Raw genomic sequence first — 26,974 nt, forward strand, 5'->3', positions numbered from 1 at the left:
TTTTGGCCAGCTGTTATTCTCTGTATTGACGTCTGCCGTTTCTAAATCTGGATCAACAACTATTTTAGTAATAGCTTTATTTGACGCGATGGCTTTTTTCATTTCGAAATCATTTTTACGCCATATTTGAACCGGGTACTTTTCTTTTTTCGTGGTTCCATCTTCGTAGGTATATTCTACAATCAAAGGCATTAACATTCCGCCGGGTTTTTCAAACACCACTTCATACAAGTACTTTGGTAATTCAAGTTTTTCGCGCTCCTCTGCCGAAAAATTATCCATCATATACTCTTTTAAAGTTGGAGCATTATCTAACGGATTTTTGTCTTTCATGGCGGCATCAAATTCATCACTGTCCTCCTCAACTACGTAGACTGCCTCAATGGTACTTGGATCTGTGATGCCATAGCGAGAAAGCATTTCTTTGCCGGCAGCAGTAGGCTGATCAGTAACAAAATATTTTTTCACTCCCTTAACCCCTATATCTACATAATCTGTGGTGTAAAACCATCCTCTCCAAAACCAATCTAAATCTACGGCAGAAGCATCTTCCATCGTTCTAAAAAAGTCTTCGGGCGTTGGATGTTTAAACATCCAGCGTTGTGCATAGGTCTTAAATGCATAATCAAATAGTTCATGTCCCATGACTGTTTCACGCAAAATATTCAAGCCAGTAGCTGGTTTTCCGTAGGCATTAGCACCTAATTGATACACATTCTCTGGGTTCGACATAATGGGAGAAATAAAATCCTGGTCTCCTTTCATGTAATTCACAATCTTTGAAGGAGCTCCACGACGTGAGGGATAAGCATCCAGCCCTTCAATTGCTTCGGGATAGGTTTGTCCAAATTCCTGCTCTGTCAAATACTGCATAAATGTATCTAATCCTTCATCCATCCATCCCCACTGGCGCTCATCGCTGTTAACGATCATAGGAAAATAATTGTGTCCTACTTCATGAATAATCACACTAATCATCCCAAATTTTACTCGGTCGCTGTATTTACCATCTTTATTGGGACGTCCGTAGTTCCAACAGATCATAGGATATTCCATCCCTTGATTTTTTGCATGAACAGAAATCGCTTTTGGATAGGGGTAGTCAAAGGTAAATTTAGAGTAGGTTTTTAACGATTGTACTACTGCTTTAGTTGAATATTCTTCCCATAATGGATTACCTTCTTTAGGATATACAGAAATTGCCATCACATCTCCTTTAGGAAATTTAACGGCTTGCATATCCAGGATAAACTTTCGCGATGTAGCAAAGGCATAATCACGAACCATCTCTGCCTTAAACTTCCAGGTTTTATTCTTTTCAGAAAATCCTTTTTCGGCTTTTTCAGCTTCGTCTTGAGTGACAATTACAACTGGCTTATCGTAGGAAGATTTAGCTTGCTCATAACGTTGCATCATTTGCTTGCTGTATACTTCTTTTCGGTTTTGAAGACTACCGGTTGCCTCAACGACATGATCAGCAGGTACCGTTAAGTTAACTTCATAGTTCCCAAAAGGAAGTGCAAATTCGCCATTCCCCCAAAACTGATAGTTTTGCCAACCTTCTACATCATTATAAACCGCCATTCGCGGAAAAAACTGTGCGATGACATAGGCGTTATTACCATCTTCAGGGAAATGTTCATATCCTGATCGTGCACGATTTTTTGTATGTTGAACGATATTAAACCACCATTTAATATCAAATGAAAATTTACCCCCGGGCGCTAATACCTTTGGCATTTCAACACGCATCATGGTTTGATTGATTGTATATTTTAAGGGCTTTCCATCTTTTGAGACTTTTTCGACATTGAATCCTCCATCAAAAGGCTCTTCCATATAATTAGCCACAAATGATCCGGGTTGAGATACAGCTGCAATCCCACTACCGTTCTTTTCTGGTGCATCTTTTTTACGAATGTTTTGATCTAATTGCACCCATAAATATTCTAATGGATCAGGTGAATTATTGGTATAAGTTATCGTTTCCTCGCCATAAATTTTTTGGTTTTTATCGTCCAGCTCTATGTCCATCTTGTAGTCAGCTGTATTTTGATAGTACTCAGGTCCGGGTGCTCCAGCTCCCGTTCTATACTGATTGGGAGTAGAAAATTCCTGATACAGTTGCCTAAACTTATTATTGTTGATATGACCCTCTTGCGGAGCATCATCCTTTTGGTCTTCTTCTTGAGAAAAACCGGTAGTATAAGCCGAAAGGAATACGGCTAAAAACAAAAAACTAAACTTCTTCATGTGATAGGTATAATTAAGTCTCTAAAATATTAATTAATCTAAGGGCAAACTTTACTTAACGAAATTTTAACAGCTGCGATTCCCGTTCTTGCACAGCCATCATACTTTTTGTTGTTCCTCTTGCAGTTACATGAACGATATTCTGCTGATCTTCAAATAGATCCATGAGGACATGATTGGTGATACGTATAGCCGAAAATGGGTTCACTTTATTGACTTCTAAATAGACTACCAGTTGATCAGCCTCAATTTCGCTTCCAATATAATTTAATGTAACATCTTTATCATCTACCTTAAGCTGAAGTTTTTGAGTGTAGTAGCGCACTAAAAGCCTTTCTGCGGAAGCATTTGAAGTTTCATCCTTCGTAAAGGATACTTCTTCTTCATAGCGTTGCCCCAGTACAGCCTCAATATCATCCAGAAATACTTTTGAAATGATCTGAAGCATTTTTTTTTCCTCTACATATTCTATTTCAGTCAGGCTTACATAAAATTTATGCGCTGTAAATGAACTTACTATAAAGAGAAAGAAAACGGGTAAGAGAGTCTTCTTCAATAGTGTTATTTTTGACAACATTACTATATTTTTTTTCGATGAACAAATTTTTAATTGGTCTAAGCACATTCCTTGTTAGTCTCTCCTGCAAAACTCCAACCCCTACGGTAGAACAAAAAACAGTCCAAACTCAATTTGGCGAAAATGTCAAAATCTACGAATCCTCTTCATTTGATTTAGGCCCTTGTGAACCATCTATTTACATTAATCCACTCAATCCAGATGAGATTGTGGCGGGTAGCATCATTAACTTTGCGCATCGCAGTAAAGACGGCGGTAAAACCTGGATTACGGATCGACTTAGCTCCTCCTTGGGTGTATGGGGAGATCCTGTGATTGTAGCTGATAAGCGCAATAATTTTTACTATTTTCATCTAAGCGATCCCGAAGGAACCAACTGGCAGAGTAAAAAAATCCTAGACCGCATCGTGGTGCAACGAAGTGGTAATGCAGGAAAGACATTTTCATCTGGAACCGGCATTGGATTAAATTCACCTAAACAACAAGATAAGCCATGGGCTACGGTACATCCAGACTCTAATCAGCTTTACGTTACCTGGACAGAATTTGATGCGTATGGAAGTTCAAATCCTAAGGATAATAGCCGCATCCTGTTTTCTACCTCACGTGATTATGGAGAGAACTGGACCAACGCGATAGCCATTAATCAAAAAATGGGAAATGCGCTAGATGGTGACTTAACGACAGAAGGTGCCGTGCCTGCCGTCGCTAAAGACGGAACAATTTATGTCGCATGGGCCTATGATTACAAGATATGGTTTGATAAAAGTACAGATGATGGAAAAAGCTGGTTAGAAAACGACATTGTATTAGCAGAACAAAAAGCAGGCTGGAAATTTACCGTGCCCGGAATTAATCGTACCAACGGCATGCCGGTCACGATGGTAGATAATTCAAACGGACCACATCAAGGAACCATTTACGTGAACTGGGCTGATCAAACTAATCCGGATGATACCAATGTTTATATATCTAAATCTGTTGATGGTGGTTTATCCTGGTCTTCGCCGAAGAATATTCTCAATAATGACAACGGATCTCATCAATTTTTAACCTGGATGAGTGTGGACGAAAAAACGGGATTTGTGTATGTTCTTTTTTATGACCGAAGCCTACAAGAAGGCAATAAAACTGATGTCATGCTAGCCGTATCGAAAGATGGCGGAGCGTCATTTACAAATACTATTATTTCTGAAACTTCTTTTGATCCCACGGAATGTTCATTTTTTGGAGATTATATTAATATTCACGCTTCCAACGGAATCGTTAGACCGATTTGGACACGATATGACAGTGGAAAATTGAGCGTTTGGACGGCACTGATTGAAGAGAAATAAGGTAAGGTTAGAGGTTAGAGGTTAGAGGTTAGAGGTTAGAGGTTAGAAAGTAAGTTGCTTTCTCATAAATCCAAAAGGATTTTCATTGAAATTACTAAGATTAAAACTGTAGTAAAACCGGATAAGGCATCGAATAGATATCTTTAAGAAATGAAAACTGAAACTAATTTCTGTATTGGAAAGCTAGCTTTTAAGATATTCTCGGTAGGGTTCAATTTTAGCATCAAAAAACTCAATCAAGGCTAATACGTTCTGAAAACGAAGGTATTTATTGAGATCTTTATCTTTTGCACAAAAATACAAGAACTCATCAACCTGTTCTTCTTTTAGTTCATACTGCTCTTTAAAATACCCTTCTGGAAATGCTTGTCTGGATCGAATAACCAACGTTTGCTGACGTTCATTTTCAAGTACTTTTTTTAGCATCTTCAATCTACCCGAGATTATATTAATCAGTAAATCCAAGGGGACTCCGCCCGAGGATGTTGTAGCGGTATATAATCGCCGTTCTGCTTGCGTAGGAACCGGTTTTGTGCGTTGGGGTAATCCCAGCGTTCCCGGAGTAATGGCAGGTGGAAGTGCAGCAATATCATCTCCCAGATTACCAGACAATCCGTATTTGTTTAATTTGACTTCAGGCAATTCGTTGACTTTTGGAGCGAGGTAAATGACATTCCGTGGGGCAGAAAGCATGGCACTGGTCACTTTAATTTCGTAAGTTTCGTACGGTAACGAAGAGAATAGTATTCGGTCGCCATCTTCCGCCGCAAGGCTAAACTCTCCTTGTTGATTATTCGTCGTTCCTAACTGCTTCGTAATATTAACAATATTAATTTCAACCTTTTCAATTGAGTCTGCTACAATAACCCCACGAAACTGTTGTGCGTTAGTTTTAGCTACGACAAAGAAAAATGAGAGTACAAATACGATCTTATTATTTATCATATTCTTTATGTCTAAGTGTGAAAAAATCAACCAGATCTAATTTATTTTTACGCAATAATGAAGCCGAAAAATCCTCATGTAGAAGACAATATTCTAAGAAAGGGATGATTTTTTCATCAGGGAGCTCTAATTCTAGTGTATAAAATGATTTAGGAAGAACATCTTTGATCCTCTCAAAATGCTCTTGCTCTATTTCATTTCTTCTCATTTTCGCCAACATCGCTAATCTGCCAGACATTATATTGATGATTGGATCAAGTGCCAAACTAAGTCCTGCTCCTCCTCCTGTTGATATTCCCCCCGCGGTTGTCGCAGTATATAATTTACGCTGGGCTTGTGTGGGAACGGGCTTGGTTCTTTGAGGAAGTCCTAGCTTTTTGGTATCTAATTCTGGATAAATTTCAATGAGATCAGCATCGTATTCAATAAAACCCCTTAAAGCTAAATCTGAGATATCTACTTCAGGCAGTTCGTTGACTTTTGGAGCGAGGTAAATAACATTCCGCGGGGCAGAAAGCATGGCACTGGTCACTTTAATTTCGTAAGTTTCGTACGGTAACGAAGAGAAAAGTATTTGGTCACCTTCTTCCGCCGCAAGGCTAAACTCTCCTTGTTGATTATTCGTCGTTCCTAACTGCTTCGTAATATTAACAATATTAATTTCAACCTTTTCAATTGAGTCTGCTACGACTATTCCTCGCAATTCCTGGGATGCCACGCTAACAGAATGTAGTAGCGTTAAAATAAAATGGAGAAGAAAGAGCGTATATCTCATAAATATAAATGTAGCGCTAATGGCTAAAATCTATATATAAAGACGGTGCAGAAACATTAACGTTACAGTCTAATCCATGGATTTTTTGAATACTTTGCTTTGCTTAATCAAAAAATCAACTAGTTTGAGACTCTTTCCTTTATTCATCATGCGTTTTGTAAGCCCATTGTCTTCAAGAAAGATTATAAATTCTGGTATTTTCTCTTCCTCGATGTTAAGGTAATTTTTAAAGAAGTCATCATCAATTATCCTTCTAAGATCAGTACTTAAGTCTACGTATTTTTTGTTTGGATTATACCGATCCTTTACTAATGCGTTAAATATATTAAGGAATCGAATACTGGCAGCTTGCTCTTGCGTATCCATGGATAAAATTTCGGGAGAAGTCTGATCATCTGGTAAAAAATCGGTTTCCATACTATACACAACATCAAACGTATTACCGGTTACCGGTGCTTCAATGGGCGTAGTTTCAATACGTTGTGCATCTACACTAATATCACCAGTAAGATCGTATTTTCTTACGACGACCTCTGGTAATTCATTAACATCATCATAAAGATAAACGGTAATTTTTTTATTGTTGATGACGCGTTCGTTAAGAGCTACATCAAATTTCTCGTATTGAACGCCTCTAAAGAGTAGTATATCCCCTTTTCTTCCCGCAATGATAAATGATCCGTCATTTAAAGATATTGTCCCTCGTTGAGAAGTCGCATTGTAAATTTCAATACCACCGGCATCATCCCCTACTGGTACTATGATCTGACCATTTATAAGAACTCTGTTGTCCTGAGAAAAAGTCAAAACAGAACTTAAAAGTATGAGGAATAAAAGAACATTTTTCATGACAAATCGTTTTGAGTAAATTAACGATGCCACAACATAAAAACCTTCCAATTTTATGTTAAAAAACATCACGGAATAAATTAGAAAAGCTTCTTCTTAAATTTGAGTGAAAACAATACTATTGTAGTCTCAATTAGACTAAATAATACTATTTTAGTTTCAAATACACAAAAATTGATGAAGACATCGAATAATAAAACACAAGATTTAATTGAAAAGTCATTGCTGGAAAAACGCCAGGTTTTTTTATGGGGTATGGTTGATGACAAAACCGCCAAGCACGTGGTTGACCGCCTCATGTACTTAGATGCGCAGGGAAATGAAGAAATTCAATTTTTTATCAATAGCCCTGGAGGTTATGTGACTTCGGGATTTTCTATGTACGATACGATCATGAGTCTTAAAAGTCCGGTTTCTACTATCTGTACTGGTTTGGCGGCATCTATGGGTTCGGTATTACTTTCTGCAGGAAAAAAAGGACGTCGATTCATTCAACCTCACGCAAAAGTTATGATCCATCAACCTAGTGGCGGGGCTCAAGGGCAGGCTTCTAATATTGAAATTCAGGCTGCTGAAATTCTTAAAACCAGAGAAATCATTGCGAATATCTACGTTAAAAATTGCGGACAGGATTTTGATAAAGTAATGAAGGATTTCAATCGCGATTACTGGATGGATGCTAACGAATCATTGGAATACGGGATTGTTGATGGGATCTATCAACCTAACAACTAAACTAACAGGCTTACGTCATGACTATAGAACACAAAGAGACCGATGATCGCGGGATATTTTACATCAAGCATGATTCGACCGTAATTTCAGAACTCACTTATATAAGAGATAAAGATCGTAAGGGAGTTATAGTCATTGATCATACTGAGACTAAAATCCCAAAAGAAGGTAGAGGCTACGCATCAAAACTTGTAGAAAGAGCTGTAGAATACGCCCGTGAAAAGTCCTTAAAAATTGATCCTCTTTGTCCTTTTGCCGAAATTAAATTTGAAGAAAATGATGAGTATCAAGATGTAAGAGCATCATGAAAAAAATCATTACTACTCCCAGACTTTACCTAAGAGAATTTATTTCTGAAGATGCTGAGGCATTCTACCGCCTTAACCTGGATGAAGAAGTAATTAGGTATACGGGAGACAAACCCTTTGCATCGATTGAAGAAGCCAGAGATTTTATTCTAAAGTATACTGCCTATCAGGATTACGGCATTGGTCGATGGGCAGTGGTTCTTAAAGAAACCAATGAATTTATTGGGTTTTGCGGACTAAAATATCTTCGAGAAAAACGGTATGTTGAAGTAGGTTTTAGACTTTTGAAGCATTTTTGGAGTAAAGGATACGCAAAAGAAGCAGCTACTGCAGCAGTAGAATATGGATTTTCTACTAAAGTTTATCCTAGCATCTATGCACATACAGATGTTCGCAACACAGGGTCTGCCGCTGTCTTAGAAAAAATCGGTTTCACCCTTCAAAAAGAAATTATTTATGATGGTGTAGAAGCTTTTTTATTTAAAAAAGATAATCCCTACTTATCGATAAAAGCTGTAGATAGTAAGGAGACGTATCCTGTGCGTCACCCTGTACTTAGGAAAGGTCGACCCATTGAGGATTGTGCTTTTGAGGGCGACGATGAAATAACCACATTACATCTCGCATTATTTTTTAAAGAAAGAATGATTGGTGTTATTACCTTGATTGACAGACGTAATCCAACGCTACCGTTTGGACGTCAATATCAATTACGAGGAATGGCTATCATAGAAGAATATCAACGAAAAGGATTAGGAAATTTACTCCTCAAAGAAAGCGAGATTAGATTAACAAAAGCGCTCACCAATATTATCTGGTTTAATGCGCGTGAAAAAGCCATTCCATTCTATGAGCGCGCCGGTTACAAAACTATAGGAGAGCGTTTTGAGATTGAAGGTATTGGAATGCATCATTGTATGGTGCGAACACTCTATTAATAATGGATAGAAGAAAATTTATTACCTCAACCACTGCCTTATCCGTTATGAGCTTGATGCCCTTATCGGGATTTTCATTTCCAGGCCTTAGCGAATTCTCAAAAGATGAACTCATGGGCAAGGCTGATATCAAACTCTATGGTTCTAATAAAATAAGATTGCGTAAAGATGCTTTTGGTGCTTATATAATGATGTACAAAGCAGCAAAACAAAAAGGGATTACCATCCAGGCGGTGTCCAGCTATAGATCCTTTGAGGATCAAAAACGTATCTGGACCAACAAATACAATCGATTTACAGCACAGGGAATGAATCCATTGGAAGCAATGAACAAAATCATTGAATACAGCACAATTCCCGGCACATCTCGTCACCATTGGGGTACAGATATCGACATCATCATGGGAGATACTGGTATCACCGATGATGTACTCCAAGAAAAACATTTTGAAGAAGGAGGGGCATTTTATGAACTCAAACAATGGCTAACTAAATTTGCCACTACCTTTGGTTTTGAAGAAGTATACACAAACCAGACCCAACGAAAAGGATTTAAGTATGAGCCGTGGCATTTTAGTTATTCACCGACCTCTAAGCCAATGTTAAAGGCATACCGCAATTTAGATGTATTTTCTGTATTATCTACAGAAGATTTCGCAGGATCAGAACATTTCACCACTGATTTTTTGACCCGGTATATCAATGAAAATATCATGGATATCAATCCGGTATTACTTCCGGAAAAAGATTAACGCATTACTAAAAACTCCTTAAAATAGATTACGTATGAGAAGAGGAAGTTGGAAATTTAGAATACTTATTGGATTGGCGATTGTAGCCTTTGCCTTTATAAGGCGCTGCAGTAATCAAACTGAAAATCCCTACACCGGTCGTGTTCAAAATATAAGCATGACAACTCAAGAGGAAATTCAAATTGGACTGGCACATGCTCCCACTATGGCAGAACAACACGGGGGATTGCATCCAGATAATACAGTACAAGCTTACGTTGATGCCATTGGAAAAAAACTGGTTCAATCTACCATCGCAAAAGAATCACCATATCCATATGATTTTCATGTACTGGCAGATGATAGAACCGTTAATGCATTTGCTTTACCCGGCGGACAAATTTTTATCACCTACGCTTTACTCTCGCGATTACAAAATGAAGATCAGGTTGCGGGAGTTCTCGGTCATGAAATTGGTCATGTGCTTGGTAAACACTCTGCAGAGCGCATTGCAGAAAGTCAATACTGGCAGACACTATCCCAAGGTGCCCAAGTTGGCGCAGATGCCGGCGGACTCGTAACGGGTATTGGTCAAAATACACTTTTAAAAAACGGTCGTGATGACGAATTAGAAAGTGATAATTTAGGCGTTCTCTTTATGATTAGAGCGGGTTACGATCCCTATGCTATGATTGAAGTGATGAAAATTCTCAAAGCAGCAGCAGGTCCAAATCGTGCGCCAGAATTTCAAAATACACATCCAGATCCTGATAATCGCATTGAAAAGATTGAAGAGGCGATCAAAGAATATGAGGCTGCATAAAAAAAGCCCTGATATTCATCAAGGCTTTGTAGAATTTGGCTAATTCTAATTAAACTGTGAAAACGTTAGATCTAAAGATTCTCCAGCAGGCTAACCGCATCAGTTGCATTGGACTGTTTGGCAATATTTAAAGCAGTTTTTTTCTTGCTGTTTCTCTTCTTTAATTCCGCTCCATTGGCGATAAGAAGTTTCATAATGCGAACATTATTATACCGGGCCGCATACATCAAAGGACTCATGTCATTAGAGAGTTTGTTTACATTTGTACCTAACTCTATCATGCGTTTAACGGTATCATATTCTCCTTTAGCTATCGCAAGGCAAAATGGCGATACTGTAGTGATTTCAGTTTGTACTACTTCATAAGAAGCAATATCTGTTGTTGTTGCCGGTGTTGAAGAAGTGTAATCTTCTACAGCAAAGAGTGGTGTAGTTGCTATTAAAACAACTACGATACTTTTTTTTAGATTTTTCATAATTTCTGTTCGTTTATTGATTTGATTGAATGATGATTTTGATGGTGTAAAGATGATATCTTTTAGTGTATAAATTCTACTTACAACCTAAGTATAACTTAGTCTTAACGTAGACTCAACAAATATGTTAATGAGCCTAATTACGTAATTTTATGATCTTTTTAGCAATGATTAAAGATTACTGAGAATCCTTTAGCAGTGGTCGACAAAAAATAGAAAATGTACGCTGCGTTTATCAATATGTATGAAATTTACTAGTAGGCTATTTCTTAAAACTGTAAACTTATATACCCGGTTTCTTGATCATCCTTACCTTTACTTAATACAGGTTTTTTTCATTGGCAGAAAAGTTATTTGATTGATTTCCTTTCTTAATAGACCTCTACAATTGTTAAATGTTACAATATACTACCGTGAATAACCTAAGATTAACACTTTAGTTATCAAACACATGAAACTTCCCGATTTTATCGTCAAAATCAATTTATTCTAAAAAAGTTTCACCTAAGATTAACGGTAAATCTTGTAACAAACTTCAAATTAAATCGTCAGCAACCTTTCAAATGACTATCTGCTAAGAATAGTCCATAGATCATAAAGCATTTTGTACTTTTGAAACATAGATCAATCTCATGAGCAAAAAAGTACTGTTAGCTATTCTTGATGGCTGGGGAATTTCACCAGATCCCTCTATATCTGCCATTGATAAGGCAAAAACTCCGTTTATAGATAGCCTTTATACAAATTACCCCAATGCAACCCTGCGCACAGATGGTATGAATGTAGGGCTGCCTCAAGGTCAAATGGGAAATAGTGAAGTAGGACATATGAATTTAGGTGCTGGTCGAATTGTTTACCAAGATTTAGCTAAAATCAATAAGGCAGTGACTGAAAATACACTTAAAGATGAACATGTGCTTAAAAAGGCTTTTGCTTACGCGAAAGAAAACAATCGTCCGGTTCATTTTTTAGGATTATTAGGTGATGGCGGAGTCCATTCACATATTAATCACCTTAAAGGTCTTCTCACAGCAGCCGAAGATTTTGGCGTGTCTAAAAAATATGTTCATGCTTTTACTGATGGACGCGATGTAGATCCTAAATCGGGCATTGGATTTATTGAGGAGCTTCTGCCACACTTATCCAAAACCAACGCTGCATTAGCTACAATCACAGGGAGATATTATGCCATGGATCGTGATCAGCGCTGGGAGCGCATAAAATTAGCGTATGATGCGCTGGTGAACGGTCAAGGAGAAGAAACTACGCATCCACTTGAAGCAATGCAAAAAAGCTATGATAATGGCATTACTGATGAATTTATCAAGCCGATTGTTTTGACGAATAATACTAATAATCCTGTAGCAAAAATTAAACAGGGAGACGTTGTAGTGTTTTTCAATTTTAGAACAGATCGCGGCAGGCAACTTACACAAGCGTTGACACAGCAAGATTTCGCCAGTCAGGATATGTTAGCATTGGATCTTTATTATGTCACTATGACTACCTATGATGAAAGTTTTACAAACATACATGTGGTATTCACAAAAGACAATATCACTAATACGCTGGGTGAAGTTCTTGAACGACAGGGTAAAACTCAGTTGCGCGCCGCCGAAACCGAAAAATATCCTCATGTAACATTTTTCTTTTCGGGAGGTCGTGAAGACGCTTTTGAAGGAGAAAGTCGTATTTTAGTGAATTCACCAAAGGTTGCCACGTATGACCTTCAGCCAGAAATGAGTGCGCCAGAATTAACCGCACAAGTCGTGAAACATATTCAGGAAGAAACACCAGATTTTATTTGTCTCAATTTTGCTAATGCTGATATGGTGGGTCACACCGGTGATTTTGATGCCGCCGTAAAAGCCTGTGAAACTGTAGATTCTTCATTAAAACAAATTCTAGAGATAGCCAATGAGAAGGGTTACACCTCAATTATTATTGCAGACCACGGGAATAGTGATACAATGATTAATCCAGATGGCACACCCAATACTGCCCACACTACAAATCCGGTTCCTTTTATTCTCGTAGATAAAGAGATTAACAAGGTAAAAGACGGTATCCTTGGTGATATTGCGCCAACAGTATTATCTTTGATGGGCGTACAACAACCTCAAGAAATGACTCAACATCCTTTAATTTAAAAACAATGAAAAAAGTAGCATATGTATTTTTTTCGCTTGCGCTGATCGCTTGCGGAAGCCAACAAAAAACAACTCAAAATACTGCAGAAAATGTTAGCCCATCCCCAACTCCTCCTTCACCACCCACAGTGATTGAAGTAGAACAGGAAGCCTCTATTGAAGAGGTTGTTGACAAACAATTAATAGAAGGAGAAGCAATGTTAGAAAATGGAATGCTAGTAGGCGAAGGAAATATAGAACAACTCACCAAAGCACCATTTAATACATGGTTTGAGGGCCGCGCAAATGCATATACACCTGAAGCTGATGTCCTAGAACAAATCGCACAAAACATCAATGACTATAATTTAACCTTGTATATGGGTACCTGGTGTGGCGATAGCAAACGTGAAACCCCAAAAATCTACAGCCTGTTAGAAAAAACAGGGTATAACATGGATAACTTGACCTTTTATGCCGTAAACAGACAAAAAACAATTCCTGGTGGACTACCCCAAGGATCAAATGTAAAGCGTGTGCCCACCTTAATATTTTATAAAGATGGTCAAGAAGTTAATCGCTTTGTAGAGTATCCACAAGAAACCTTGGCTAAAGATATTCTAAAGATCGTATCTGGTGAAGACTACAAGAATAGTTACGCTGAGTAATAACAACTTATTCCTAATGAATAAAACGGCTCCTTAAATAAAGGAGTCGTTTTTCGTTAAATAAAAGCTAAACTTACTTTTTACGATAGTACTACTATCAGGTTTGTCTGTAACTTGCAGGCATGAATACCTTACTAGACTCGTTAAAAATTGAACTTACTGATAAATTATACGTGAAAGACCCTGAATCCTCTGATTTGGGTAAACGTATCTTATCTGCCAGTATTGAGATGATTCATGAATTGGGCTTTGAACAATTCACCTTTAAAAAGCTAGGTACGGCTATTGGGTCTAATGAAAGTTCAATTTATCGCTATTTTGAAAACAAACATAAACTCCTCCTCTACCTTACAAACTGGTACTGGGGATGGATGGAACTTCAGCTTGTATTAGCTACAAACAGCATAGATAATTCTCAAAAAAAACTACATAAAGCCATTGAAATTCTTACTCAAGAGATTCAACAAGATTCGTCATACGGGCATATTAATGAAAGTAAATTACATAAAATTTTAATTGAAGAATATTCAAAATCCTTTTTGACCAAAGAGGTGGATAAAGAAAATAAAGAAGGCTATTTTATGGTTTATAAACGTCTCGCCATGCACTTAAGCAAGATGATTCAATCTGTGAATTCAACCTATCCTTATCCTTCAAGTCTAGCTAGTACAATATTAGAGGGATCTTTACACCAGCAATTTTTACAGGATCATTTTACTTCTATCACAGATTGTAATGAGCATGTGTCCCCAACTGCGTACTTCGTTCATTTAACAACAAATGTTTTGAAATAAAGCTATGGAAAAAAAAATTCTAACTTCATGGCAACGTCTCGCAGGCTTGCTAAAACTTGACCGAAAAGATATTCTTCAAATATTCTACTATGCTGTATTTGCTGGATTAGTGAATTTATCACTTCCGCTAGGTATTCAAGCCATTATAAATCTCCTACAAGGAGCTCAAATCAGCACTTCATGGATTGTATTAACCATAATAGTCACATTGGGTGTTGCTTTTGTAGGAATTTTACAATTGATGCAAATTAGAATTATTGAAAATGTGCAACAAAAAATCTTTACCCGATCTTCTTTTGAATTTGCGTATCGATTTCCCAAAATTCAAATGAGTGAATTACGAAATTTTTATCCACCAGAGCTAGCAAATAGATTTTTTGATACATTAACACTTCAAAAAGGTCTTTCAAAAATTTTAGTAGATTATCCTGCCGCCATTCTTCAAATCATTTTTGGTCTGGCATTATTATCATTTTACCACCCATTTTTTATTATTTACGGTTTACTACTAGTAGTTCTCATTTATATTGTATTCAAGTTCACTGCGCAAAGAGGTTTGGATACCAGTTTAATGGAATCAAAGTCTAAGTATAAAGTAGCCCACTGGATACAGGAGATTGCTAGAACTATTATTAGCTTTAAACTTTCGGGCAAAAGTAATTTAGCACTTAAAAAAAATGATTATTTGGTGGATGGCTATTTAAAGCATCGTGAAAGTCACTTCAAAATTTTAATCCTTCAGTTCGCACAAATGATTGGTTTTAAGGTGTTAGTAACTGCCGGTCTTTTATTTATTGGTGGATTTTTAGTACTTAATCAACAAATGAATATAGGACAATTTGTCGCGGCTGAAATAATTATTTTACTTGTAATAGGATCTGTCGAAAAATTGATCGTTGGGTTAGAATCTTTTTATGATGTGCTTACATCTTTAGAAAAGTTAGGACAGGTAGTCGATAAAAAATTAGAGCCGCAAGAAGGTGAGGAACCTTTTGAAGATAATGAATCCTTTAAAGTAGAATTAGATAATATAAGTTTTCAATATCCTGATTCGACAAGTCCTTTATTGAAGAATATTTCCTTCAATATCACGCCGCGCTGTAGTATATTAATTCAGGGACCTAACGGATCAGGAAAGGCTACCTTACTTAAGTTAGTGGCAGGCTTAGTAGAGCCAACAAGCGGAACCATCTACGTAAACGATGTGGCATTACAAGGACTGAACTTAAACTATTACAGATCTCATCTTGGCCAGTCTCTTACAGATGAGAGCCCGTTTGAAGGTACATTACAGGATAATATCACTTTTGGCGATAAGAATATTTCACAAGAGGATATTCGATGGGCAATAAAACATGCGGGCTTAATGAAATTTCTAAAGAGCCAACCTAAAGGTTTACAGACTATGATCTATCCTGAAGGCAAACAAATACCCTATACTATAGCAAAAAAAATAGTCTTAGCTAGAAGTATTGTACGTAAACCAACCATGCTTATTCTTAAAGATCCATTAGATCAAATAGAAGAAAATGAAGCTGAACGTATCATGAATTTCTTATCTAATAACGATCGTCCATGGGCGTTAGTTGTTGTAAGTCAAAACGAAAAATGGTCGCGAAAATGCGGAACAGTCTATACATTGAGTGATGGATTGTTGAATAAAAAATCTGATAATAATGCTTAATATTTCTAACAATAGTCTTAATGACAAGGTAGATATTTCTAGCTACAAATCGTCTGAGCGGGTTTTTCATAAGCGCCACTTCAAACATTTCAATCAGTTTTTGATTATATTTTCTATCATTGCATTGATTATTTTGTTTTTACCCTGGACACAAAATATTACGGGTGAAGGGTTCGTCACTACGCTACAACCTGATCATAGGCCCCAGACGATACAATCTCCCATACCTGGGCGAATTGAGAAATGGTATGTACGAGAAGGACAATTTGTAAAAAAAGGGGATACCATTTTGCGAATATCTGAAGTTAAGAATGAATATTTTGATCCGGCACTGGTTGAGCGTACGGGAAAACAGATCCTAGCAAAAAACATGTCTGTTGATTCCTATGAAAATAAGGTTAGGGCTTTAGGAACCAATATTGGTGCACTTAGAAACGAACTTCAATTAAAACTTGAGCAAGCCCGAAATAAACTAATCCAGGCCAAACTAAAAGTGCAGAGCGACAGCATCGAACTAGAAGCCGCCAAGACAAACCTGACTATTGCTGAACGCCAATTTGCGCGTACTTCACAATTAGAAAGTGAGGGTCTAAAAGCAGTAACAGATGTTGAAGAAAAAAGACTAAAGCTTCAAGAAACTCAGGCAAAACGGATTTCTCAAGAAAACAAATTATACGCCAGCAAAAATGAAGTCCTTAACGCTAAAGTAGAGCTCAACAGAATCGGGGCAGAATACACGAATAAAATATCTAAAGCTGAAAGCGACCAGCTAACCGCTCAATCTGATCAATTTAATGCCGAAGCTCAAGTAACCAAATTAGAAAGTGAATATACCAACTATGAAATGCGTAATTCACTTTATTTCGTACTAGCCCCTCAAAATGGTTTTATTAATAGGGCTATTATATCCGGGGTGGGCGAAACCTTTAAAGAGGGAGACAAATTAGTGAGAATAATGCCATCAGATTATGATGTTGCCGTTGAAACCTTTGTAGCGCCTATAGATTTACCACTTATTCATTTAGGGGAAGAAGTTCGTATTCAATTTGATGGCTGGCCGGCAATCATTTTTAGAGGTTGGCCCAATGTATCTTATGGGACATACGGTGGTCAAGTAGTGGCAATTGAAACTTTTATCAGTGAAAATGGAAAATATCGCGTCTTAATCAAACCTGATCCCGCAGATCATGAGTGGCCAGATGAGATTAGAGTAGGATCTGGAGCATTTACCATGGCACTACTAGAAGATGTTCCTATTTGGTTTGAACTATGGCGTCGCCTAAATGGATTCCCACCTAACTATTATCAACCTGAAAATAGCAAGGATGCTTCACAGTCTAAAAAATAAAGCATACTTTTTCCTCATAAATATTCTTTTGACCTGCAACACCTTAGCTGCTCAAGAAGTTATCGCTGTGGCAGATACTACGGTGCTTTCCTATAATGAGTATTTAGGACTGGTAAAAGAATTTCACCCGGTTGCAAAACAAGCCGCTTTAATTCTAAATCAGGCTGAAGCAAACTTGCTCAAGTCAAGAGGAAGCTTTGACCCTAAAATTGATGTAGACTATTCCCGTAAAAAATTTAAGAATACAGAATATTACGACATTCTTAATGCTACCTTTAAAATTCCTACCTGGTATGGGATTGAGCTCAAAGCACAATTTGAAGAAAATGAAGGAGTCTTTTTAAATCCGCAATTGGATGTTCCGCAGGAGGGACTGTATAATGCCGGTATATCTTTTTCTGCCTTAGAAGGATTTTTGATTAATGATCGCATGGCAACCTTAAAACAGGCAAAAATAATGCGAGAACAATCTAAAGCCGATCGGGATTTAGCGGTAAACAAAATTCTGTTTGAGGCATCGCTTACGTATTTTGATTGGGTTCGAACTTATTCGCAGGTTCTTGTATTTGATAATTTTGTAGAAAATGCTCAAATACGATTTGAAGGAATTAAATCCTCTGCCCTTGCAGGTGATCGCCCTATTATCGACACCCTGGAAGCAAAAATTACGGTGCAAAATCGTTTCTTAGAGCTAGAAAAAGCACGTATTCGATTTGTGAAGGCGAGTTTAGCCTTATCCAATTATTTATGGTTAGCAGATAACCTTCCGGTAGAACTACAACCCGGTGTGGTTCCAGATATTTTTATTTCGGAAGAAATTGATACCTCATTAGAAATTGCGGGGCGACCCTTGAGCGATTTCAATATTGAGAATCATCCTAAATTACTGTCGCTTCAGTTTAAATTAGATCAACTTAACGTGGATAGGCGCTTAAAAGCGAATAAACTTTTACCCACTTTAGACTTAGAATATAATTTTCTTAGTCAGACACCTGAAGAAACTCAATCATTCAATACCGCGAACTATAAAAGCGGATTTGTCTTTAGCGTGCCATTATTTCTACGTAAAGAACGTGGAGACTTAAAACTAGCTAAAATTAAAGTTCAGGATGCAGAATTAGATTTATCTCTGGCAGAAATAACGATAAAAAATGACATTCTTGGAATCTATCAGGAACTGGATTCCTACGTGCTGCAAAACGACTTGATTTTAAATATAGTTGACAACTATTCCAGGTTAGTTGCGGCAGAGGAACGCAAATTCAGCTTTGGAGAGAGCTCCCTATTTTTGGTCAATACGCGAGAACAGAAGCTCATAGAATCTAAACTAAAGCAGATCGATCAACAGAATAAATTCTATGAAGCTAAGGCTAAATTGTTCAAAAGCCTTGCGATTAATCCAGAGAATCTCTAAGCCTCCTTCTGCCAAAATATTCCTACTTTTGCACCAATGCAAAATAAGACCTTAACCATAGCCGTAGATTTTGATGGAACCATCGTTGAAAATGCGTTTCCAGCCATTGGCAAGCCTATTTTGTTTGCCTTTGAAACTCTGAAAAAGCTTCAAGAAGAAGGACACCAACTCATTTTATGGACATATCGTCATGGGAGTAAATTAGATGAAGCTGTTGACTTTTGTAAACAACAGGGATTAGAGTTTTATGCAGTGAATAAAAGTTATCCCGAAGAGGAGTTTGAACAAGACGTAAGCCGAAAAATTCACGCCGATTTGTTCATTGATGATCGCAATATTGGAGGTCTTATGCAATGGGGTGATGTGTATCAACGTTTGACTCATACAAAACCTGAGGTACCAACTGTAACTAAAAAAGAAAACAAAATGTTAAGCTGGATCAAAAAGCTATGATTATACCTAAAACTGCTGAAGAAATTGTGTTGATGAGAGAAGCTGCGTTAGTAGTTTCTAGAACCTTAGGCATGATCGCAAAAGAATTAAAACCGGGAGTCACCACAAAAGAACTTGATAAAAGAGCAGAGGAGTTTATTAGAGATCAAGGCGCAAAACCGGGGTTTTTAGGATTATACGGTTGCCCCTCTACGCTACTTACCAGTGTAAATGAGGCTGTAGTACACGGTTTACCTACCGATATTCCTCTAGAAGAAGGCGACATTGTTTCTGTGGATTGCGGTGCGATAAAAGATACTTTTTATGGAGATCATGCGTACACCTTTGAAATTGGTGAAGTGGCACCTGAGACTAAAAAGCTTCTTCAAGTTACTAAAGAATCCCTATATGTTGGCATAAGAGCTTTTAAAGCAGGAAATCGAACCGGTGATATTGGCTATGCGATACAAGCCTACTGCGAAGCGCATGGATATGGCGTGGTAAGAGAATTAGTAGGTCATGGCTTAGGTAAAAAGTTACATGAAGATCCAGAGATTCCTAATTTTGGAAGAAGAGGTAGGGGTAAAAAGTTCATAGAAGGGATGACCATCGCCATTGAACCTATGATTAATCTGGGCACCCACCGTGTAAAACAACTTAAAGATGGGTGGACAATCATTACCGCAGACAAAAAGCCCAGCGCGCATTTTGAACATAATGTGGCATTAGTCAATGGTCAACCAGAACTACTATCTACATTCGACTATGTATATGAAGCTTTGGGTATAGCTAGTGATGAAGAAGATGAGTTTAGAAAGGTTTTAAATGAATTATAACACACTCCTAAATCCCCCTATTTTTGGAGGAAACTTCAAAATTTACTTGGATTATTCCCGTCTAATAAGGAGGTATTAAGGGAGATGTTATAGAAAACTATATTAAAACCGATTGAAAAAAATCTTTAAATATTTCCTCAATACAATCCCCAGGCCTTGGCTTATCAGCCTAAGCTATCTTATAAGGCCGATAGTCTCATTCTTTTTACGCGGCAACACCTATACAGATCCCATTGATGGAAGAAGCTTTAGAAAATTTCTGCCGTATGGATATGTTCATCAGCGCGATAATGTGCTCTCTCCCTCTACCCTTTCTTTGGAACGGCACAGATTATTATGGCTCTATTTAAAAAATCACACTAACTTTTTTAGTGAGCCACAAAAGGTCCTGCATTTTGCACCAGAGCAGGCATTTTACAGGCGATTTAAAAACTTAATACATTTAGACTATACTACCACAGACCTCAACTCTCCACTAGCCGATGTAAAAGCAGATATTTGTGACTTACCTTTTGATGATAATAGCTACGACACCATTTTTTGTAATCATGTCTTAGAACATATTCCAAACGATAAAAAGGCGATGCAGGAATTATATCGCGTATTAAAACCCGGCGGAATGGCTATTCTGCAAGTTCCTCAAGACCTAAATCGCGAGAAGACGTTTGAAGATGACAGCATCACCGATCGCGCAGAACGCAGCAGAATCTTTGGCCAGTATGATCATGTAAGGATTTATGGCAAAGATTATTTTGATACACTAAGAAGTATTGGTTTTACAGTAGAAGAAGTAAACTTATCTGTTTCGCTTACCGCGGAAAAGGTAGATCATTATCGATTAGCTCCCGGGGAGATTTTACCGATATGTTATAAACCTAAGGATTAACGATCTCCTTCTCAAATCCCGGTGTTACGAAGACCTGCGTTTCATCAGCGTCATCTATATAAACAAGATAAGCTTGTATTCCCGCCAAGGAGTTGAGTAATTTCTTGGACTCTTCTACTCCCATTGCCATAAATGCTGTGGCGTAAGCATCTGCCTCTGCGCAGGTAACCGCGAGCACCGATGCGCTGAGAACGTCTGTCTTTTCGGGATATCCTGTGTTAGCATTGATGATGTGCAAATATCGTTGACCTGTGATAGAATCTATCTTAAATTTTCTATAATTCCCGCTGGTTGCCATCCCACGGTTACGTAAATTCAACGCGGTCTGTGTTCCTCGTTCCCGATCTGCCGTAATTGGATCATCTACTCCTACAACCCAAGGCTTGTCTTTTTCAATATTAATTCCTTGAGCCAACAGTTCGCCACCCAACTCGATCAAAAAATGATCTGCTCCAAGATCTCTAAGTGAATGTCCTATTCGGTCAATGGCATAACCCTTTGCGATCGCATTAAATTCTAAATAGATTTCGGGATTTTCTTTTTTTATATAACCTTCAGCTGATATGCTTACTTTTTCAAAGCCTACGTAGTTCATAAGTGAGTCAACCAAGATAGAATCAACCCGCACTGATTTTTCTTCGGCACCAAATCCATAAAAATTGATAAGATTACCGACTGTAGGATCGAATATACCCTGCGTTCTTTGATGAATATCTTTAGACACATCCATCACTTCTCTAAACATACGATCTACTTTAATAGTAGAATCACCGCGGTTTATTTTTGAAATATCAGAGCTATCGATATACGTGCTCATGGATTGATTAACAGCATCAATCACAGAATCCACCTTACGCTCAACTAGCGTATTCTCTAAGTCAAAGTAACTTATGTTATAAGTCGTACCCAGCGCTCTGCCACTTAACACCTGTTTATTTGGTGCTTTGCCGCAGGCTACCAGGAGCGTTAATGCGAATAGAAAAATGAGTTTTTTCATCGGTTATATTTCTTGAAGTCCGTCATAGTTAATTACGTATTCGTCTGCTAATACGGGTAATTCATAATCTTTTGAGTTGGCAATGCCCACTCCTGCAAAAAAAGTTCTGGCTTTAAATTTTAAGGCGTGTTCTTTAATAGTTTCCATAAAAACCGCATCGTATTTTTTAGGATCTTCTGGATACGTGATATGCCTTACGATCACAAAATGAAGTTTTTTATTCTTTAGCGCAACGAATTGAGGATCTTTTTTGAGTTTACTGTTTACCCCCAAAAACTCATAGCCCTGATCCTCTAAATCTTTACCTACAATATTCATCGCCAGGTTATGAAGTTCTTGTTTTGACAGCTCTTTTGACATAATGCTAAAGGTACGTAAATAGAAAAGCCGACAGTACTGCCGGCTTTGATCTTAATTGAATTTTAACGACTTGATTATCCACCAAAATCATCAAAACGTATGTTCTCGTCTGGAATTCCAAAATCTTCTCCCATTTTTTGAACCGCCTGGTTCATAAGAGGAGGTCCACAAAAATAAAGTTCAATATCTTCGGGCTCTTCATGCTTTGATAAGTAATTGTCAATTACCACCTGATGTATAAATCCTACAAACCCATCGCCATCGCCATCTAGACTATCTTTTACCTTCCAGTTGTCTTCTTCCATAGGTTCAGATAAAGCTAGATAGAATTTAAAATTAGGAAAATCACGCTCCAACGCTCTAAAATGCTCCGTATAGAACAATTCGCGCTTTGAACGCCCTCCATACCAAAAGGTAACTTTACGTCCTGTTTGTAGGGTTCTAAATAAGTGATATAAATGCGAACGCATAGGTGCCATTCCTGCTCCACCACCTACGTACAACATTTCTGCTTCACTGTGGTTGATAAAAAATTCACCGTAAGGTCCGGATATCACACACTTATCTCCTTCTTTTAATCCAAAGATATATGATGAAGCTACACCAGGATTTACATCCATCCATCCATTTTTAGCACGATCCCATGGCGGAGTTGCAATACGAACATTTAACATAATCTCACGACCCTCTGCCGGGAAAGATGCCATAGAATAAGCACGTTCTACAACTTCAGGATTTTTCATCACTAGTGGCCACAGGTTAAACTTATCCCACTCTGCTTTAAACTTTTCAGGTTCACCCGGGTGCTCTTTTGGGTGAGCCGTAATATCCATTTCCTGATATTTTACTTCGCATTTAGGCACTTCTATTTGGATATACCCTCCTGCTTCATAGTCCATATCTTCGGGGATTTCAACCACAAATTCTTTAATAAACGAAGCCACATTATAGTTACGCACTACCACAGCGTCCCACTTTTTAATTCCAAAGATTTCTTCAGGAATTTCAATTTTCATGTCTTGCTTTACCTTAACCTGGCAACCAAGACGCCAACCTTCGGCAATTTCTTTTCTGGTAAAATGAGGTTCTTCTGTAGGAAGAATCGTTCCGCCTCCATCTTCAACGATACATTTACACTGGATACAGGTTCCTCCACCACCACATGCAGAAGGTAAAAACAATTTATTATTACTTAAGGTATTAAGCAGAGTAGCTCCAGAGTCAACCTCCATATCACGTTCTCCATTAATGTTAATAGTGACCGGACCTGAAGGTACCAACTTAGCTTTAGCCCCTAGTAGGATACTCACCAAAATCAGCATTAACATGAGAAAAACAATTACACTTGCGATAATTACTGTCATAGCTTTTTCTTTTTCTTTTACAATTTAATACCCATAAAACTCATAAAACCCAACGCCATTAGACCTGTTATAATAAATGTAATCCCAAGTCCCTTTAATGGAGCAGGAACATTAGAGTATGCAATTTTTTCGCGTATTGCAGCGATACCGATGATCGCTAAAAACCAACCAATCCCACTACCTAATCCATAAACTGCAGATTCACCAATACCACTAAAGTCTTTTTGTTGCATGAATAATGAACCCCCTAAGATAGCACAGTTCACAGCAATAAGTGGAAGAAAAATCCCCAACGCACCATATAAGGCAGGAGCAAATTTTTCAACAATCATTTCTACCAATTGTACCATAGAGGCAATTACTGCAATAAACATGATAAAACTCAAGAAACTCAAATCAACACTGGCATATTCTGGATCAAGCCAGACTAACGCCCCAGGGCGAAGCAAATAGGTGTCCAGCAAATAATTTACAGGTATTGTTACCACCAAAACAAAAATTACTGCCGCTCCTAAACCAACAGCCGTTTTTACCGTTTTTGAAACGGCAAGGTAGGAACACATGCCTAAGAAATAGGCAAAGATCATGTTCTCTACAAAAATACTTTTTACAAATAGATTAACTAAATCCATAATAATGATTTCTAGCTGTTTAGTTTTCTTCGATTAATTTACGGTTGCGTGCCCGCTGAACCCAGATAATAAGCCCCACAACAATAAGTGCCATAGGCGATAATAACATTAGTCCATTATTTTCATATCCTAATGCATATAATCCAGTTGATTCTGCCAGGGTTACTCCCTTATGTCCTAAAACTTCAAATCCTAATAATTTTCCTGAGCCAAATAACTCTCTAAAGAAAGCCACGATTATTAGAATTAATCCATATCCCGCTGCATTACCAACGCCATCAAGAAACGATTTCCATACACCATTACCAAGTGCGAAGGCTTCTAAACGACCCATTACGATACAGTTTGTAATAATCAAACCAATAAAAATAGATAACTCTTTACTTACATCATACGCAAATGCCCGAAGTACTTGATCTACCAAGATTACCATTGCTGCTACTACTACCAACTGGACGATTATACGAATACGTGAAGGTATGACATTACGTAAAATCGAAATGATCATATTACTAAACGCCATTACAGCCACTACTGCTAATGACATTACGATAGCAGGTTTAAGTTGAACTGTAATCGCTAAAGCCGAACATATTCCTAATACTTGAACAGTGATGGGATTGTTGTCATCTAAAGGATCTGAAAGTAACTTTCGATTATTTTTAGATAAAAAATGTTCTTTTTCTTCAGAACTGGATAGAAAAAGAATCATTTCTTTTTTCTTGGCCTCTTGTGCTGATAAATTTTCTTGGTCTTTCTTCATGATGCATTAATTAGTAAGCTGAAGCTACTTTAAACGTTGGTTGTTTTTTGAAATAAGGTAAATAATGTTCTAAACGTTCTGTAATCATATCTGTTACTCCGTCACCGGTTATAGTTGCTCCAGAAATTGCATCTACTGCGTTATCATCTTTAGCATTTCCACCTTTATATCCTTTTATTACTGAGACTCCTGCAAGAGCTCCACTTTCATCAAAAATACGTTCATCTTCAAAACGCTTTCTAAACCACATTTGAGTGATTTCTGCTCCCAGACCTGCTGTTTCACCTAAATGATCAAAGGTAGCTCCCTTGATAGTATTAATATCGTCTTTAAGAGAAATATACCCCCAGATAGCATTCCATAATCCTGCTCCACGCAAAGGGATAATATAATAATTCTTACCTTCAATATCTGCAACATATAGCGGAAAGTGTTGTTCCTCTATTGGTTTTTTAAGCTCTTTTGCTAAATCAAGTTCAAATGCATTTACCTCTTCATCAATACTCCCATCTGGATTTAAAGACACTTGTTGGGTAATATATTGATTGAACAAAGCTTCGGCACCTTCACGATCAGTCTCAACACCAACGGTCATCAAGATATTTTGCATCTTCTCCAGGCGTACATTTTCATATTGACGTTCTTGCAAGGAAGTAGCTGTAAATGCTAAAGTTGCAGCTACCACTAGCACCATAGCTACGGCAAAGAAAAACGTGTATCCGTTACTGTTTGTATTCATATTACGCTGTTTTTAAATTAGCCTGAGCTTTTGCTGCTCGTTTCTTTCTCTTTTTAATATTACCTTGAACGACGTAGTGATCGATTGTTGGAGCAAAGACATTCATTAGTAAAATCGCAAGCATAATCCCTTCAGGATATGCCGGATTGAAAATTCTTATCATCACCGCAAATAACCCGATAAGGAAACCATAAATCCATTTTCCTTTAAAAGTTTGTGCACCAGATACGGGATCAGTCGCCATAAACACTATGCCAAATGCTAAGCCACCAACGATAAGGTGATTGTACCATGGGAAATTGGTAAGTGCATTTGCGTCAACTGCGTTAAATATCATTCCCATCACTGCCGCTCCAATAAATCCACTTAAAATAATTCTCCAGTCCCCTACTTTAGTAAGAATGAGAATCAGCGCTCCTAACAAAATAAAAGCGGTTGATGTTTCTGCGATAGACCCAGGGATTAAACCGCTAAACATATCTAACGAACTGTATTCTATATTACTATTTCCTGCAGCAAGTGACCCTAATATAGTCTCTCCCGAAACTGCATCAACTGATGCCGCCTCACTCACCCATACTTGGTTACCAGACATGTAGGTAGGATAAGCAAAAAAGGCAAATGCTCTGGCAGTAAGCGCAGGATTAAGAATGTTCATCCCTGTTCCTCCAAAAGCTTCTTTCCCTATTAACACAGCGAATACAACAGATAATGCAACCATCCACAATGGTATATCTACCGGCATAATCATTGGTATCAACAGCCCTGTAACCAAATATCCTTCATTTACTTCATGACCCCTATATATTGCAAATAAGAACTCAATTCCCAACCCGACTCCGTAAGAAACGGCAATCATAGGTAAAATTTTCCATGCGCCATGTGAGAATGCTTCCCAAAAACCTACTTCGGCTTGGATTTGATGTAAGTATTGATATCCTGCATTCCACATTCCAAATATCAGAGCGGGTACTAAAGCAAGTACAACAGTAATCATGGTACGCTTTAAATCTACAGCATCTCTAATATGTGCTCCTTTTTTTGTCGTGTGATTAGGTACAAATAAAAATGTATCAAATGCATTTACTGCAGGAGCAAATTTTTCGTACTTCTCACCCGGTTGAAAAGGGGCTTTAATTTTGTCTAGTTGTTTTCTTAAAAAATTCATAGCATTATTTCTT

At 37.7% G+C, this 26,974-nt stretch carries 28 protein-coding genes; 15 read left to right on the plus strand and 13 right to left on the minus strand.

All coding sequences use genetic code 11. The features are described 5' to 3' along the window. Together ABD000_RS12020 and ABD000_RS12025 are read right to left on the minus strand one after the other, a co-directional pair. Positions 1-2,253: M1 family metallopeptidase (locus ABD000_RS12020; RefSeq protein ID WP_343767898.1), on the minus strand; the 2,253-nt coding region annotated here is incomplete at its 3' end. 55 nt (positions 2,254-2,308) lie between these two features. Next, positions 2,309-2,809 (minus strand): DUF6702 family protein, encoded by a 501-nt coding sequence (locus tag ABD000_RS12025; protein ID WP_343767900.1) that lies wholly within the window; start codon positions 2,807-2,809, stop codon positions 2,309-2,311. Positions 2,810-2,847: 38 nt separating this feature from the next. Here ABD000_RS12025 and ABD000_RS12030 point away from each other — a divergent pair, with 38 nt between their 5' ends. Further along, positions 2,848-4,167, plus strand: coding sequence for a sialidase family protein (locus ABD000_RS12030; protein ID WP_343767902.1), 1,320 nt, complete (start codon positions 2,848-2,850; stop codon positions 4,165-4,167). Between the two features lie 183 nt (positions 4,168-4,350). Here the strand turns inward: ABD000_RS12030 and ABD000_RS12035 are convergent, their stop codons facing one another. The 3 genes from ABD000_RS12035 to ABD000_RS12045 form a co-directional block, all read right to left on the minus strand. Then, positions 4,351-5,112, minus strand: coding sequence for a peptidase associated/transthyretin-like domain-containing protein (locus tag ABD000_RS12035; RefSeq protein ID WP_343767904.1), 762 nt, complete (start codon positions 5,110-5,112; stop codon positions 4,351-4,353). Further along, the gene (locus ABD000_RS12040; protein ID WP_343767906.1) at positions 5,102-5,830 is read right to left on the minus strand and encodes a peptidase associated/transthyretin-like domain-containing protein; all 729 of its coding nucleotides are present in this window, start codon (positions 5,828-5,830) and stop codon (positions 5,102-5,104) included. The genes ABD000_RS12035 and ABD000_RS12040 overlap by 11 nt, the downstream gene beginning before the upstream one ends. A 126-nt stretch (positions 5,831-5,956) precedes the next feature. Next, on the minus strand, positions 5,957-6,736 hold the full coding sequence (locus ABD000_RS12045; RefSeq protein WP_343767908.1) for a hypothetical protein: 780 nt from the start codon (positions 6,734-6,736) through the stop codon (positions 5,957-5,959). Between the two features lie 177 nt (positions 6,737-6,913). Between ABD000_RS12045 and ABD000_RS12050 the strand changes: the two genes are divergently transcribed. The 5 genes from ABD000_RS12050 to ABD000_RS12070 are packed head-to-tail and all read left to right on the plus strand — an operon-like array spanning position 6,914 to position 10,271. Continuing rightward, a complete protein-coding gene (locus ABD000_RS12050; protein ID WP_343767910.1) occupies positions 6,914-7,471 on the plus strand; it encodes a ClpP family protease in 558 nt (185 codons plus the stop codon). Positions 7,472-7,488: 17 nt separating this feature from the next. Beyond that, a complete protein-coding gene (locus tag ABD000_RS12055; protein WP_343767912.1) occupies positions 7,489-7,779 on the plus strand; it encodes a GNAT family N-acetyltransferase in 291 nt (96 codons plus the stop codon). Next, complete coding sequence (locus ABD000_RS12060; RefSeq protein WP_343767914.1) at positions 7,776-8,717, plus strand: GNAT family N-acetyltransferase; 942 nt, start codon at positions 7,776-7,778, stop codon at positions 8,715-8,717. The genes ABD000_RS12055 and ABD000_RS12060 overlap by 4 nt, the downstream gene beginning before the upstream one ends. Before the next feature lie 2 nt (positions 8,718-8,719). Then, positions 8,720-9,469, plus strand: coding sequence for a M15 family metallopeptidase (locus ABD000_RS12065; protein WP_343767916.1), 750 nt, complete (start codon positions 8,720-8,722; stop codon positions 9,467-9,469). Positions 9,470-9,503: 34 nt separating this feature from the next. Continuing rightward, on the plus strand, positions 9,504-10,271 hold the full coding sequence (locus ABD000_RS12070; protein ID WP_343767918.1) for a M48 family metalloprotease: 768 nt from the start codon (positions 9,504-9,506) through the stop codon (positions 10,269-10,271). A 71-nt stretch (positions 10,272-10,342) separates the two neighbouring features. Here the strand turns inward: ABD000_RS12070 and ABD000_RS12075 are convergent, their stop codons facing one another. Further along, complete coding sequence (locus tag ABD000_RS12075; RefSeq protein ID WP_343767920.1) at positions 10,343-10,747, minus strand: ankyrin repeat domain-containing protein; 405 nt, start codon at positions 10,745-10,747, stop codon at positions 10,343-10,345. Between the two features lie 632 nt (positions 10,748-11,379). Between ABD000_RS12075 and gpmI the strand changes: the two genes are divergently transcribed. From gpmI to ABD000_RS12120, 9 genes are all read left to right on the plus strand, one after another. Continuing rightward, on the plus strand, positions 11,380-12,897 hold the full coding sequence (gpmI, locus tag ABD000_RS12080; RefSeq protein ID WP_343767922.1) for a 2,3-bisphosphoglycerate-independent phosphoglycerate mutase: 1,518 nt from the start codon (positions 11,380-11,382) through the stop codon (positions 12,895-12,897). 5 nt (positions 12,898-12,902) lie between these two features. Next, positions 12,903-13,544 carry a thioredoxin family protein gene (locus tag ABD000_RS12085; RefSeq protein ID WP_343767924.1) on the plus strand — a complete coding sequence of 214 codons (642 nt, stop codon included), beginning with the start codon at positions 12,903-12,905 and terminating at the stop codon, positions 13,542-13,544. 122 nt (positions 13,545-13,666) lie between these two features. Continuing rightward, the gene (locus ABD000_RS12090) at positions 13,667-14,338 is read left to right on the plus strand and encodes a TetR/AcrR family transcriptional regulator (RefSeq protein WP_343767926.1); all 672 of its coding nucleotides are present in this window, start codon (positions 13,667-13,669) and stop codon (positions 14,336-14,338) included. Between the two features lie 4 nt (positions 14,339-14,342). Further along, positions 14,343-16,022 carry a peptidase domain-containing ABC transporter gene (locus tag ABD000_RS12095; protein ID WP_343767929.1) on the plus strand — a complete coding sequence of 560 codons (1,680 nt, stop codon included), beginning with the start codon at positions 14,343-14,345 and terminating at the stop codon, positions 16,020-16,022. Continuing rightward, positions 16,015-17,370 (plus strand): HlyD family secretion protein, encoded by a 1,356-nt coding sequence (locus ABD000_RS12100; RefSeq protein WP_343767932.1) that lies wholly within the window; start codon positions 16,015-16,017, stop codon positions 17,368-17,370. The genes ABD000_RS12095 and ABD000_RS12100 overlap by 8 nt, the downstream gene beginning before the upstream one ends. After that, a complete protein-coding gene (locus ABD000_RS12105; RefSeq protein WP_343767935.1) occupies positions 17,348-18,784 on the plus strand; it encodes a TolC family protein in 1,437 nt (478 codons plus the stop codon). The genes ABD000_RS12100 and ABD000_RS12105 overlap by 23 nt, the downstream gene beginning before the upstream one ends. A gap of 36 nt (positions 18,785-18,820) precedes the next feature. Further along, entirely contained in the window at positions 18,821-19,237 is a 417-nt protein-coding gene (locus tag ABD000_RS12110; RefSeq protein ID WP_343767938.1) for a BT0820 family HAD-type phosphatase, read from the plus strand. Then, positions 19,234-20,052 carry a type I methionyl aminopeptidase gene (gene map, locus ABD000_RS12115; RefSeq protein ID WP_343767941.1) on the plus strand — a complete coding sequence of 273 codons (819 nt, stop codon included), beginning with the start codon at positions 19,234-19,236 and terminating at the stop codon, positions 20,050-20,052. Before ABD000_RS12110 ends, map begins: the two co-directional genes overlap by 4 nt. A gap of 112 nt (positions 20,053-20,164) precedes the next feature. Further along, on the plus strand, positions 20,165-20,938 hold the full coding sequence (locus tag ABD000_RS12120; protein ID WP_343767944.1) for a class I SAM-dependent methyltransferase: 774 nt from the start codon (positions 20,165-20,167) through the stop codon (positions 20,936-20,938). Here the strand turns inward: ABD000_RS12120 and ABD000_RS12125 are convergent. The 7 genes from ABD000_RS12125 to ABD000_RS12155 form a co-directional block, all read right to left on the minus strand. Then, the gene (locus ABD000_RS12125; RefSeq protein ID WP_343767946.1) at positions 20,928-21,935 is read right to left on the minus strand and encodes an FAD:protein FMN transferase; all 1,008 of its coding nucleotides are present in this window, start codon (positions 21,933-21,935) and stop codon (positions 20,928-20,930) included. The genes ABD000_RS12120 and ABD000_RS12125 overlap by 11 nt on opposite strands. A gap of 3 nt (positions 21,936-21,938) precedes the next feature. Beyond that, positions 21,939-22,295, minus strand: coding sequence for a Na(+)-translocating NADH-quinone reductase subunit F (locus ABD000_RS12130; RefSeq protein ID WP_343767948.1), 357 nt, complete (start codon positions 22,293-22,295; stop codon positions 21,939-21,941). A gap of 74 nt (positions 22,296-22,369) precedes the next feature. Then, complete coding sequence (nqrF, locus tag ABD000_RS12135; protein ID WP_343767950.1) at positions 22,370-23,659, minus strand: NADH:ubiquinone reductase (Na(+)-transporting) subunit F; 1,290 nt, start codon at positions 23,657-23,659, stop codon at positions 22,370-22,372. Positions 23,660-23,676: 17 nt separating this feature from the next. Further along, complete coding sequence (gene nqrE, locus ABD000_RS12140; RefSeq protein ID WP_343767952.1) at positions 23,677-24,291, minus strand: NADH:ubiquinone reductase (Na(+)-transporting) subunit E; 615 nt, start codon at positions 24,289-24,291, stop codon at positions 23,677-23,679. A gap of 19 nt (positions 24,292-24,310) precedes the next feature. Then, the gene (locus ABD000_RS12145; RefSeq protein ID WP_343767954.1) at positions 24,311-25,054 is read right to left on the minus strand and encodes an NADH:ubiquinone reductase (Na(+)-transporting) subunit D; all 744 of its coding nucleotides are present in this window, start codon (positions 25,052-25,054) and stop codon (positions 24,311-24,313) included. 10 nt (positions 25,055-25,064) lie between these two features. Beyond that, positions 25,065-25,793, minus strand: a complete 729-nt coding sequence (locus ABD000_RS12150) for a Na(+)-translocating NADH-quinone reductase subunit C (protein ID WP_343767956.1) — start codon at positions 25,791-25,793, stop codon at positions 25,065-25,067. A gap of 1 nt (position 25,794) precedes the next feature. Beyond that, positions 25,795-26,961 (minus strand): NADH:ubiquinone reductase (Na(+)-transporting) subunit B, encoded by a 1,167-nt coding sequence (locus ABD000_RS12155; RefSeq protein ID WP_343767958.1) that lies wholly within the window; start codon positions 26,959-26,961, stop codon positions 25,795-25,797. Positions 26,962-26,974 lie beyond the last annotated feature (13 nt).

This window comes from Gangjinia marincola (assembly GCF_039523415.1).
Lineage (GTDB): Bacteria > Bacteroidota > Bacteroidia > Flavobacteriales > Flavobacteriaceae > Gangjinia > Gangjinia marincola.